Below are 9,707 nucleotides of genomic sequence, written 5' to 3'. Positions count from 1 at the left end.
TCAGGTGGTGGGCGGCTGGTTGGGGTCGATGGCGTGGGCTGTGGTGGTGAGGGCCCAGAGGATGGCGGTGGCGACGACGCGGAGTCCGTGGGCTGCGCCGAGGAGCATGAGGGCTGCGGTGGCGCGGAGTTGTTTGTGGTGGCCGTCGAGGAGGTGGGGGAGGTTGAGGCGGAGGGCGACGGCGGCGACTGCGAGGATGGCGTAGTGGGCGACGCTCGCGAGGAGGATGGTGGTGACCGCCGCCCCGGGGGTCTGGGTGGCGGCCAGGCCGGCGAGGGCGAGGCTGATGCTGGTGAGCGCGTGTTGTTCGGCTGGGGCGGCGGTGCGGGCCACTGGGGCCTCCTTTCAGGCGGGTTCGACTTCGCTGGCCTCGAAGCCGTAGGACTTGGGGTCGTGGGGCTGGCCGGGGTCCTGGAGCCCGTTGACGGAGACCCAGCCCTGGCGGAAGGCGGTTACCGTTCCGGTGCGGCCGAGGAAGCGGGTGGGCGCCTCGTGCTTGGCGAAGTTGTCGCGGGCGATCCGGACGCGGTCGCCCTTCTTGAAGGTGGCCATCGCGGGCTCCGATCGGCTACGGGGTGGTCAGGGCGTAGATGGTGGTGGCGGCCAAGAGCACGGCGAAGAGCACGAGTCCGGCGAGGATGCTGACGCGGAGGAGCTCGTCGCGGGAGTCGCGCTGGGCTTTCACGAGAAAGCGCAGGTAGTCCTTCATCGGGTGATCCTTCGGGTTGGACTCGGTCGGGGGCCGGGGGTGGCCGGCGCTACGTCGGCCACCCCCGGGGGTTGGTCAGTCCCTGTCGATGCGCCGGTACTCGACGCGCCCGTCGAGGTGGGTGGTGATGCGGACCGGGGGTTCGCGGGTCAGGTCGAGGATGTCGTCCTTGACTCGGTCGGCCTCGATCTCGGCCCTGACCTGGGCGTTGAAGGCCTCGGCCTCGCGGCGGCGCTCAGCAGCGGCCTTACGTCCGAACATTTCGATCTCCTCTGGTGGTCGGGTTGGGGTCAGTGCTTCTTGTCGGTGGGGCTGTAGTTGCGGCCGACGTTGATCACGGTCTGGCCGCCGTTGAGGGTGCCGAGGTTGACGTTGGTGCCGGTGATCGTTCCGGCCTGGGTGACGTGTCCGTTGACGGTCGCGTTGTCGTTGATGCCGTTGCCGGTCTGCTGGGTGTCGGTCATTCGGGGCTCCTTACTTCGTGGTGATGACGAGGTCGACCACGGTCCCGGGCACGCGATGCAGGGTGGCGAGGCCGGTGGCGAGCGAGCCGAGCGTGTGCGGGGAGGTGACCGTGTTGGTGCTGGTGTTGTTTCCCCGGTCGGTGTGGAGGGTCATCAGGTAGCGGCCGAGCGGGACGGGGGTGTTGGCTCCGTGGTGGCGCAGGGACATGGTGGCCATGGCAGTGGGGCCTTTCGGTTCAGGCTGCGGCGGCCCGCAGCAGGATGTGGACGTCGTTCTGGCGGGTGGTGGGGAGGTCGTTCCAGGTGTCGACGGGCACCGGGGTGCCCTGGTAGCCGAGGGCGTTGCCGATCAGCAGCCGGGCCTGCCAGGCGGTCGCCGGGGTGCCGTAGCCTGCAGCGAGTACGCGGATGTGGGCGCCGAGGACGCAAACGGCCCCGGTGTCGTCCCAGAGGCGGCCCTGAGTCCAGCCGTGCTGCCGGATGTAGCTGTCCATGAGCTGCAGGTACTGGCGGGCGGTGACCGGGACGGTCGGGCGCCGACGCAGGATCCGGTCGGTCAGGGTGTGGGTGGGGGTGGGGGCTCCGTGCCACCACTGTTCGGTGGCGCCAATGGTGGCCTCGACCGGCGTGGTGGCGGTGTAGGGCTCGGCGATGGCCTGGCGAAGGCGGCTGCGCCACGCTGGCGTGGGTGCGGCGGCGGCGAGGTAGGACTCGATCTCGCGGACCAGGAGGGGGCCGAGTAGGTCGACGTCCAGGTCCAGGTCGATGGTGGCGGGCATCTCGGCCCTCCTCTCTGGTTCAGTTGGGTTGCTCGGCGGTACAGGGGCCCGGCCCGAGGCCGTGGCGCCCGTCGTCCTCGCGGGTAGACGGTGGCTAGGCCCGGGGCGAGCGGCCGGTGAAGATCATGTGCAACGCGTCGACGCCGTACATCTCGCCCACGAGGTCGACGACGTCCTCCAGGCACGACTCGTCGTCCGGGAACGGGACGCCGGCCTGTGCGGCGATCTCGTGGGTCATCGCGCGGTCGAACAGGGCGTAAATCCGGGGCCACTCACTGTCGGCGACCGCGAGGATTGTGGTGGTCATCGGGAGTCCTCTCATCTCTGCGAGCTACGGGACATCGGGGCTGGCGGCCGGTCAGGCCGCCATGGCGGCGACGGTGGCCGGGTACTGGCGGCCCACGCGCTGTGTGAGGGACCGGTACTCGGGTGAGGCGTGGAGCCGCTCCAGCACCAGCGCGCCCATGCCACTCTCGACCTCAAGGTCACGCCGCAGGTCGAGGAGTACCTGGTCGAGGTGCGTCCACTGCTTCTCCAGCGTCAGGGGGCCGAGCTGCTTCCACAGGCCCCAGCTGGTGCTGTTACCGCCGCGGACCAGCCACTGGCCCGTGAGCGGGCCCGCCTTCGAGCGGCGGTCGAAGACGAAGGCGGAGTGGAGGGGGCGGCTGATCCGGCCGGCGTTGACGAGGTCCTCGCCCAGGGCCGGCAGCATCGTGTAGTACATGGCGTTCTTCTGGGCGGTGCGCGCCCACGTGTCGTGCTCCTCGCGGACCTCCCGCATCGCACGGTTGCCAGTCAGGCGGTCATCGATACCGCGGAACAGGGCGCGCAGGCTCATAATGGGTACTCCTGTCTGCTCAGTTGGGTTGATAGGGGCCCGGGGCGGCCGGCGTTGCTGGCAGGCTGTGCGGCCGCCCCGGGGCGAAATCAGATGACGCAGGCGTCGGCGTGGGCCTTGGCCTTGCGGCGGATCTGGTTGATGACCTGGTCATCCCGGTACCGGCCCATGTGCGTGCGGTCGCCCTGCTCGTTGCAGTTCCAGCACCACCAGAGCGCGTCATCACCGTTGCTCATGACATCCGTGGTCTTGCTCGCGTTGCCGCAGGTCGGGTACTTGGCGTACGTGACACCGAGGTTGGACATGTGGCGCTCCAATCAGATTGCGTTGACCGGCTGGCGGATCTCTTCTCGCCCCCGGGCGGTTAGGACCAGTGCCACACCGAGTTGGTGCGGCCGGCCTCGGCAGCAGCCGCGCCGAGTTCGTAGCAAGCGCCGCGCCACTGGCAGTCAGCGAACGGCGCCAGGGTTTTGAACGCCTCGCCCATGCGCCGGGCCTGCTCGGGCTGAATGTCGTGCGGGTCGCCGCTACCGCGGTTGAAGAGGCCCTTGACGGCCTCCCACTCGCGCCGGGGAGCGATCCGGGACAGGTACTCGCCAAGCTCAGCGTGCGCCGTGCAGGAACGGGTGCCGCCGGTCTGGTTGTGATCCCAGGACCAGCCCATCAGGCAGCCTGGCCGTTGTAGCGGTAGACGTCGACCTGGCCAGCGGGCAGGTGCAGCACCTGCTCCGCGAACGCCTTCACGGTCGTATCGTCGACGTCACCGTAGGTGTGGACGGGCTTGTACAGCGGGTCCCGGCCGTCAGGGTGACGCAGGATCAGGTGGGCGGGCTCACCGATGAGCTTGTCGATGGCGGTCATGACGCTTTCCTCTCAAGCTAGTTGGTGTGGATCTCAGTGATGTGCGTGGACGCGGCGACCCTCGTGGTAGCGACGACATCCCAAAGGACCGTCCACCCCTCGCCGACGCTCGTGCGGCAGGACCTCGGGCTTCACCCGCGGGTCTCCTCGACGTGCCGGTCCGCGAAAACCTCGGCCTCGTCCATCGCGGCGAGGAAGCTGCCACGGTCCACACGCTTGGGGGCGGTAGAGAGACCGCAGCTGCACGTCACCCAGACATCGGACCTGCTGTCCGACAGGTCCCGGCTTCGCAGAATGGCGGTGTGACTGGGGCCGTAGGCCTGGAACACAGCGGAGATCGTGGCGCGGTCCGGCAGGTCGGCCGGCCAGCGACCCGTGGGCATCATGTACGGCGACAGCATGATGGTTCCCTTCAGGCAGCGGCCGGGTAGCGGTCGCCCGCACCGAGCCGGTGGTAGAGGTCGGTCGCACGGGCGTCAACCGTGTGGTCGAGGTCGTCGAGGACCGCATCGACCGCGGCCTCACGCTCCGCCGCCGTCGCGTCCGGCCGCAGCCGGCCGAGAGCGATCTCGACACTGACGATGCCGTCGTAACGCTCCTGCATCGTGGCCATGAGAGTTCACCTTTCAGAACTGGGAGGCGGCCCGGCGGACCGCCTCGACGGTGCCGAGCGGGGAGTCCTCCAGGGCAAACACATCCGCGCTGGGGACTGCGGCAAGCATCCGAGCCGCGTGGGTGACGCATCCGAAAGCGTGGGACGGGGTCTTCCTGCAGGTGACGTAGGCGACGACCGGGCCGTCGCAGTCGGGCTGCGCCTGGCGGCTGCGGTCCGCAGCGGCCCGGGCCGCGTCACAGAACGTACGCGTCACTTCTCCGCCAGCGGGGTGTCCAGGTTCGCCCCGTACAGGGCGGCCAGCTCACTGCCGTCGGTGGTCCGCGTGTCGAACCGGTCCGTGACCTCCTTCAGAATCACCTGGCAGAGCACGTCGTCACCGGCCTGTCGGGCGGCGCGGTAGGCGTCCGCCGTCTCGTGGGGCTGCATGCTGAACTCCTTCCATGGCGGGTCAGTACTGGCCGTAGCAGCCGGACGGGCCGGGCTCCCGGTACGAGCAGGCGTACTCGCCGTCACCCCACTCGCCATGCACCGTGCAGTGCCAGTCGGGATTCTCGGTCTCTTCGAGAGGTGCGGCGGCCAGGACCTCGGCGAGCTCTCGGCCGGTCGGGTCGTACAGGTCGGACGGAACGATGTCGCTGACGGCCATCACTTCTCCCCTTCCTTCTTGATCGGGTCGATCGGCTTACGCGGCCGCGGGATCCTCGGGATCACCGGCCGGTTGTCCCAGCCGCTCACTTCGCCGGCTGCGGGTTCGGCAGCGGCGGCAGCGGGTCGTGGCCGTAACCACCGTTCGCCGAGTGGTCACCCTTCGGGTCGTCCTGGTTGTGGAGCACGGGGTCCTCCTTGCTGGGGAAACGGCGCTGACCGATGTCGGGCGCGCCGTAGGCGGGGGTAGGGCGAGAAGGCTGCGGGCCGGGTTCGACAGGGTCGAGGCCGGACCACAGGCCGCTTCGCTGCCGCAGATGAGGAGATCCACTGGATGACGCTTGGCCCTGCTGGCGTGTGCTACCGGCGTCAGCGGCCGTACGATCGTGCATGGCGTGCCTCTCCTGAAACTGCAGGTGGGCGTTCCAAGCCCTGGCCGGTGTGCGACCACCGCCAGGGCCGTCTTGCTTGGTGCAGTACGACTCTAGCACCCGCTAGGGATGCTGGACTAGTCTAGAAGGTAGTTTCTTGAACAGAGAGAAGGAGGGCCGATGACTGGAGATGCATCCCGCCGTATCGCGGACGCCTTGCGCGCGGAGATTGAGGAGGGTGGGCTGGTCCCCGGCCAGGCCCTGCCTACGACGAAAAACCTGATGGAGCGCTTCGGCGTGGTCCGAGAGACCGTGTACAAGGCGCTCCATCTGCTCGCAGCTGAGGGGCACGTGACCGTCGCCCACCGGCAGACGGCCAGGGTGCGAGAGCGTCCGCGGAGCCGGCTCATCGTCCGGGACCGCACCGTCTACCGCGACGAACTCGGCTACTTCTTCGACCAGAACGCGAAGACCTGGGATGCCGTCGAGCCACCCACCCGTGGCCTGGCGATCCCCCCAGACCATGTGGCAGATCTCCTGGGAGTCCCTCGGGGCCAGGACGTTCTCGTACGAGACCGGAAGATGGGTTCGAAGAAGCCGAGGCAGGTGCTTCAGCTGACGACCAGCTATCTGCCGATGGCTCTCGTGGCGGAGCTTCCCGTGCTGGGTGCCGAGAAATCGGGGCCTGGCGGCATTTACGACCGCCTGGAGGAGCACTTCCAGGCCCCTCTTGAATGGGAGGAGACCGCCTGGTCGCGACAGCCGACCGAGCGTGAGCAGGAAGAGCTGAAGATCTCGAAGGCGATCCCCGTCCTTGTGGTGACCCGGGTTGCCCGGATCCGCCGGGAAGGCGAGCTGATTGCCGCTGAGGTCAATGAGACCAGCATGTCGTCGGAGCGGTTCGCGTTGACCTACCGCGTGCAGAGGGACGCATCTGCAGCCTGGCCGAGGACAAGCTGAGGTAGGGCCGCGCCGGGCGAACCCGGCGCGGCTCGTTCTATCGCAAGAGAAGTCTTGGTGCTGCGGTCCGCGATAGCCGATCGCCATTTCGCTTGGGGGGACCTGTGAAGGAGTCACTCGCGCAGCGGCGCACTGCCCTCTATCGGTTCTACGACATTGACGATGCGCTGCTGTACGCGGGTATCACCCACGACCTTGAGAAGCGGTGGACTACCCATCGCCTCTACAAGACCTGGTGGCACCTCGTCCACCGGAAGACCGCTGAGTGGTACGACTGCAGGGGACTGGCCGAAGCGGCTGAGGCGCAGGTCCTGACGAACGAGCGTCCGAGGTTCGACGCGTCGCATCTAAACCCTCACCCTCCGCTCGGCAACGCCGTTCACATCTACGAAGACCCGCGGAAGGCGGAGATAGAGGCGCTCCTGCGCGCTGATATCAACTGCGACACGTACCGGCAGGGGCAGGTGCTTCCCTACGCCACCGTCCTTGCCGACAGGTACGGAACCTCGCCAGCCACGATCTCAACTCTGTTCTGGGAGCTGGCGCAGCAGCACGTGCTCGAAGGGCGGGGGAGTCGTTGGTGGCTCCGGGGCTGTCGCCCTGCGTCCAAGGTCAAGCCCAGTACGGTGGATCAGACCCCCACGATCTGAAGGACACGTTCATGCGCCCTGCCCGTTTTCAGCAGCTCCTCCTCGACGCCGCGTCGTCCCTGCCGGGCGCGGCGGCGAAGACCTTTGCCGACACCGGCAATACCCGGCACCCGTACGGCGTCGTCGTCGAGGCCGGCGGCCGGACCACCAACTGGCAGATCGTGCTCATGAGCGCACCCGGCGAGAAGTGGGGCGACCACCCCGAGCTGGACCCGACGCTGGGGGAGAAGCCGGCCGGGTACGGCAAGCCTGAGGACGCAGAGATGGACAGCTTGGGCGGCGTCGAGCGCGGGCTCATTGCCGCCCTGCTGGCCGCCGACCCGGGCGAGATTGCCGCCGTCGAGCGCTACTCATCCCAGCCCACCCCGCCGGCTGTCGGCTACGGCGCCACGATCGACCTGCGTGACGGGTCGCGCGCCTTCATCAACCACGTCCGCTGAACACACAGCTGCGCCCCGCCCGGTGGGACCCGGTGCGGGGCGCAGCTGTGCGCGAAGGCTGGTGAATCGATTCAGCCCGCCAAGTCCGGGCTGGGAACCTCGTCGCCTGCATGATCCAGTGGGGCAAGGAGGGGCACCTCGGCCATGCCCAGCTTCATGGCGGTGCCGTGAATGGCCTCGCGCAGGTATGGGCGGATGATGGGCGAGGCGACGCGCTTGACGAAGCCGGCAAGGACATCCGGCGTGACGCTGAGTTCCTCGGAGGCGTGAAAGAACGCGGCCACGTCCGCGACCAGGGCGCCCTCCTCGGCGTGTACCTCGGCGCGCGCTCGTGCGGCGATGACCTTGCCGTCGAAGAGCTGCATCAGCCGAACCTGCGCCAACCCCTCGTCGGGCAGCCCGTCATTGGGGGGCTCGAAGCCGTCGAAGCGGCGCCCGCTCACCTCGAAGTACTGGATGTGATGCAGGTGCGCCACAGCGAGCAGCTCGTCGACGGTCGTGATCTTCCGTGCGGTGCTGTCTGTCATGCTGCCTTCCGCCGGCCAGGAGAGCTGGGGACACGCTCTTCCGTCTCGGCGACCTGCGTCCAGCTGCTCGACGGCTGGGCGACCTCTTGGTCAGTGTGTGCCTTGATGTAGATCTTCAGGCCGACGGCCCGCGCATATCTCATGATCGTCGACAGGCGGGGGTCACCACCCTGCCGCTCGAACTCCGACACCGCCGACTGCGTCGTCTCCATGTCGGCAGCGACCGCCTTCTGCGTGAGCTTCGAGGACTTCCGGTGCGCCACGAGCGTCTGGATGAGCTGCATCAGGGCTTCCGCGTCCTCATGAGCGCGCTTCGCGTCCGAGTCGTCCGGGTCGATGCCGAGTAGTGATGCCAAGTGCTCATCCATGGTGCTCTCTCCCCTTGAAGAATGCTCCGAGTATCGCCTAAGCCAGATATTCCATCAACGGCGGGCTTCTACTCCGGTCACGGGCGCTGGCGTCCGGACCACTCCGTCAGCCGCTTGCGCGCAGAGTCGATGTCGCCGGGCTGCGTGGCGATGCCCTGTGTGGACTTCTTGTTGATGAACTTGAGCGCGAGCAGGACAGGCCCCTGGTCGTCGACCTCGGAGTAGAAGAGACGGAAGATCCGCTTCTCTCCCTCGAAACGCAGCTCCAGCAGGCCATCACCCAGATGCTTGACGTCGGGAGGACGGAGCGTGCCTGTGGCGGCGCGCCCCATGATCGCCTGGAGCTTTGCGATCTCGAAGCGCTTCAGCTTGCACTTGTCGATCTCCCGACGTACGACGTCGGCCCCCATCGGCGATCGGTAGAGCTCCCAGCGTCTGGGCACAGGCGACCCCCATCATTCGGCAGACCCTCCCCCCGAAGGAGGGTAGCCGATATCGCCTGGGCCGATACGGGGTTTCCGCACTCCGATCGTCGAGACGTCCGGGCCTCGACGGGTCAACCAACTCCCAAGGTGGACTAGTCTAGGCGCACTAGAGACTGCTAAGGTGTGGTTGTGGCCGCACAATGGGTGCAGCCAATCGACCTTGGGGGCCTTGAAGTGGCGACCTACACGCTCCACACGGAGCGGCTCCGATCCGCAGCTGCCGACAATGGCGACACCAGCCTGTACAGGATCCACAAGCGGACGGGCATCGATCTCACGGTCCTGAGTCGAGTTACCCGGGGCGAGAATGCCCCCTCTCTCGACACTGCAGTTCGGCTCGCGGCCGAGTACGGCGTTCCCGTGGAGAAGCTTCTCTGCGCCGACGGTCACCCGCTCGCCGCCTGATGCCCCAGCCATTTCCGCATCGACGAGCCAGCGGAAACTGCGGCCTTCACCGCAAATACTCGCTGACCTGCGATGACTACGACGCTCTCGGGAAGCGGTCACGGGGCCTTTGCGAGTTCTGTGGTGCAGACAAGCCACTGGTGATCGACCACGATCATCGATACGGGACTAGTGTCGTGCGCGGGCTCGTCTGCTACCGCTGCAACATGTACCTCGGTCGATTCGACACGGTACTGCGCTTCTGGGCGAAGCGCTCTCGTAGGTCACTTCGGGCGTTTGACGCGTACTCGGCCCGTGCCTGGTTTGCGAGAGCCCTTGGCGGCGAATGGCAGGATCAGGGCTCAGTCACTGCAGATTCGGTGCAGATCTGGTCTGACCTGCACGACTACCGCGCGATTCTCTGGGCGGTAAGCAGCTTGGGTCAGAACAGCATCGCCGTCGACCTCGACAAGCCCGCCGACATCGCTCGAACGCTACGAGAGCGGATGAGCCCACAGGGCTTCGCAGTCCTCGTCCGCTTCATCGACGAACTACGCAGTCAGCCCAAGCAATGAGTATCTGAGGAATCAAACAGTGAACGGCCCCGCAA

At 67.4% G+C, this 9,707-nt stretch carries 25 protein-coding genes; 5 read left to right on the top strand and 20 right to left on the bottom strand.

All coding sequences use genetic code 11. The features are described from left to right. The 17 genes from ACZ51D_RS31050 to ACZ51D_RS30970 all read right to left on the bottom strand — a co-directional run bounded on the left by ACZ51D_RS31050 (position 1) and on the right by ACZ51D_RS30970 (position 4,913). The gene (locus ACZ51D_RS31050) at positions 1-333 is read right to left on the bottom strand and encodes a hypothetical protein (protein WP_465664133.1); all 333 of its coding nucleotides are present in this window, start codon (positions 331-333) and stop codon (positions 1-3) included. A 12-nt stretch (positions 334-345) separates the two neighbouring features. Next, positions 346-552, bottom strand: coding sequence for a hypothetical protein (locus tag ACZ51D_RS31045; RefSeq protein ID WP_465664132.1), 207 nt, complete (start codon positions 550-552; stop codon positions 346-348). A gap of 16 nt (positions 553-568) precedes the next feature. Further along, positions 569-709, bottom strand: coding sequence for a hypothetical protein (locus ACZ51D_RS31040; RefSeq protein ID WP_465664131.1), 141 nt, complete (start codon positions 707-709; stop codon positions 569-571). Between the two features lie 75 nt (positions 710-784). Continuing rightward, a complete protein-coding gene (locus tag ACZ51D_RS31035; RefSeq protein WP_465664130.1) occupies positions 785-970 on the bottom strand; it encodes a hypothetical protein in 186 nt (61 codons plus the stop codon). 29 nt (positions 971-999) lie between these two features. Further along, positions 1,000-1,173 carry a hypothetical protein gene (locus ACZ51D_RS31030; protein WP_465664129.1) on the bottom strand — a complete coding sequence of 58 codons (174 nt, stop codon included), beginning with the start codon at positions 1,171-1,173 and terminating at the stop codon, positions 1,000-1,002. 10 nt (positions 1,174-1,183) lie between these two features. Further along, positions 1,184-1,390 (bottom strand): hypothetical protein, encoded by a 207-nt coding sequence (locus ACZ51D_RS31025; protein WP_465664128.1) that lies wholly within the window; start codon positions 1,388-1,390, stop codon positions 1,184-1,186. Positions 1,391-1,409: 19 nt separating this feature from the next. Further along, entirely contained in the window at positions 1,410-1,952 is a 543-nt protein-coding gene (locus ACZ51D_RS31020) for a DUF6197 family protein (protein WP_465664127.1), read from the bottom strand. A gap of 94 nt (positions 1,953-2,046) precedes the next feature. Then, the gene (locus ACZ51D_RS31015) at positions 2,047-2,259 is read right to left on the bottom strand and encodes a hypothetical protein (RefSeq protein ID WP_465664126.1); all 213 of its coding nucleotides are present in this window, start codon (positions 2,257-2,259) and stop codon (positions 2,047-2,049) included. Positions 2,260-2,310: 51 nt separating this feature from the next. Beyond that, positions 2,311-2,790 (bottom strand): hypothetical protein, encoded by a 480-nt coding sequence (locus tag ACZ51D_RS31010; protein ID WP_465664125.1) that lies wholly within the window; start codon positions 2,788-2,790, stop codon positions 2,311-2,313. Between the two features lie 89 nt (positions 2,791-2,879). Beyond that, positions 2,880-3,095 (bottom strand): hypothetical protein, encoded by a 216-nt coding sequence (locus ACZ51D_RS31005; protein WP_465664124.1) that lies wholly within the window; start codon positions 3,093-3,095, stop codon positions 2,880-2,882. 59 nt (positions 3,096-3,154) lie between these two features. Beyond that, complete coding sequence (locus tag ACZ51D_RS31000) at positions 3,155-3,454, bottom strand: DUF7739 domain-containing protein (protein WP_465664123.1); 300 nt, start codon at positions 3,452-3,454, stop codon at positions 3,155-3,157. Continuing rightward, positions 3,454-3,651, bottom strand: a complete 198-nt coding sequence (locus ACZ51D_RS30995) for a hypothetical protein (RefSeq protein WP_465664122.1) — start codon at positions 3,649-3,651, stop codon at positions 3,454-3,456. Before ACZ51D_RS30995 ends, ACZ51D_RS31000 begins: the two co-directional genes overlap by 1 nt. A gap of 131 nt (positions 3,652-3,782) precedes the next feature. Next, positions 3,783-4,052 (bottom strand): hypothetical protein, encoded by a 270-nt coding sequence (locus tag ACZ51D_RS30990; RefSeq protein WP_465664121.1) that lies wholly within the window; start codon positions 4,050-4,052, stop codon positions 3,783-3,785. 11 nt (positions 4,053-4,063) lie between these two features. Then, positions 4,064-4,264, bottom strand: coding sequence for a hypothetical protein (locus ACZ51D_RS30985; RefSeq protein WP_465664120.1), 201 nt, complete (start codon positions 4,262-4,264; stop codon positions 4,064-4,066). A 13-nt stretch (positions 4,265-4,277) separates the two neighbouring features. Then, a complete protein-coding gene (locus ACZ51D_RS30980) occupies positions 4,278-4,520 on the bottom strand; it encodes a hypothetical protein (protein WP_465664119.1) in 243 nt (80 codons plus the stop codon). Beyond that, positions 4,517-4,693: a hypothetical protein gene (locus ACZ51D_RS30975; RefSeq protein ID WP_465664118.1), complete on the bottom strand. Its 177-nt coding sequence runs from the start codon at positions 4,691-4,693 to the stop codon at positions 4,517-4,519. The genes ACZ51D_RS30980 and ACZ51D_RS30975 overlap by 4 nt, the downstream gene beginning before the upstream one ends. Before the next feature lie 22 nt (positions 4,694-4,715). Further along, positions 4,716-4,913 carry a hypothetical protein gene (locus ACZ51D_RS30970; RefSeq protein WP_465664117.1) on the bottom strand — a complete coding sequence of 66 codons (198 nt, stop codon included), beginning with the start codon at positions 4,911-4,913 and terminating at the stop codon, positions 4,716-4,718. A 550-nt stretch (positions 4,914-5,463) separates the two neighbouring features. On the opposite strand from ACZ51D_RS30970, the gene ACZ51D_RS30965 reads away from it, so the two are divergent. From ACZ51D_RS30965 to ACZ51D_RS30955, 3 genes are all read left to right on the top strand, one after another. After that, positions 5,464-6,243, top strand: a complete 780-nt coding sequence (locus ACZ51D_RS30965) for a GntR family transcriptional regulator (RefSeq protein ID WP_465664116.1) — start codon at positions 5,464-5,466, stop codon at positions 6,241-6,243. A gap of 104 nt (positions 6,244-6,347) precedes the next feature. Further along, positions 6,348-6,893, top strand: coding sequence for a GIY-YIG nuclease family protein (locus ACZ51D_RS30960; RefSeq protein ID WP_465664115.1), 546 nt, complete (start codon positions 6,348-6,350; stop codon positions 6,891-6,893). An 11-nt stretch (positions 6,894-6,904) separates the two neighbouring features. Further along, the gene (locus ACZ51D_RS30955; protein WP_465664114.1) at positions 6,905-7,333 is read left to right on the top strand and encodes a hypothetical protein; all 429 of its coding nucleotides are present in this window, start codon (positions 6,905-6,907) and stop codon (positions 7,331-7,333) included. A 71-nt stretch (positions 7,334-7,404) separates the two neighbouring features. Here ACZ51D_RS30955 and ACZ51D_RS30950 read toward each other — a convergent pair whose 3' ends face one another. The 3 genes from ACZ51D_RS30950 to ACZ51D_RS30940 form a co-directional block, all read right to left on the bottom strand. Beyond that, a complete protein-coding gene (locus ACZ51D_RS30950; protein WP_465664112.1) occupies positions 7,405-7,860 on the bottom strand; it encodes a hypothetical protein in 456 nt (151 codons plus the stop codon). After that, on the bottom strand, positions 7,857-8,228 hold the full coding sequence (locus ACZ51D_RS30945; protein ID WP_465664111.1) for a helix-turn-helix domain-containing protein: 372 nt from the start codon (positions 8,226-8,228) through the stop codon (positions 7,857-7,859). The genes ACZ51D_RS30950 and ACZ51D_RS30945 overlap by 4 nt, the downstream gene beginning before the upstream one ends. A gap of 77 nt (positions 8,229-8,305) precedes the next feature. Continuing rightward, positions 8,306-8,638 (bottom strand): type II toxin-antitoxin system RelE/ParE family toxin, encoded by a 333-nt coding sequence (locus ACZ51D_RS30940; RefSeq protein ID WP_465664109.1) that lies wholly within the window; start codon positions 8,636-8,638, stop codon positions 8,306-8,308. A gap of 198 nt (positions 8,639-8,836) precedes the next feature. Here ACZ51D_RS30940 and ACZ51D_RS30935 point away from each other — a divergent pair, with 198 nt between their 5' ends. Both ACZ51D_RS30935 and ACZ51D_RS30930 read left to right on the top strand, forming a co-directional pair. Beyond that, positions 8,837-9,118, top strand: coding sequence for a helix-turn-helix domain-containing protein (locus tag ACZ51D_RS30935; protein ID WP_465664107.1), 282 nt, complete (start codon positions 8,837-8,839; stop codon positions 9,116-9,118). Continuing rightward, complete coding sequence (locus tag ACZ51D_RS30930; protein WP_465664106.1) at positions 9,118-9,672, top strand: endonuclease domain-containing protein; 555 nt, start codon at positions 9,118-9,120, stop codon at positions 9,670-9,672. Before ACZ51D_RS30935 ends, ACZ51D_RS30930 begins: the two co-directional genes overlap by 1 nt. Positions 9,673-9,707 lie beyond the last annotated feature (35 nt).

It is taken from the genome of Kitasatospora sp. NPDC033851, from assembly GCF_055576085.1.
This window is presented reverse-complemented; position numbering and strand designations above follow the sequence as displayed.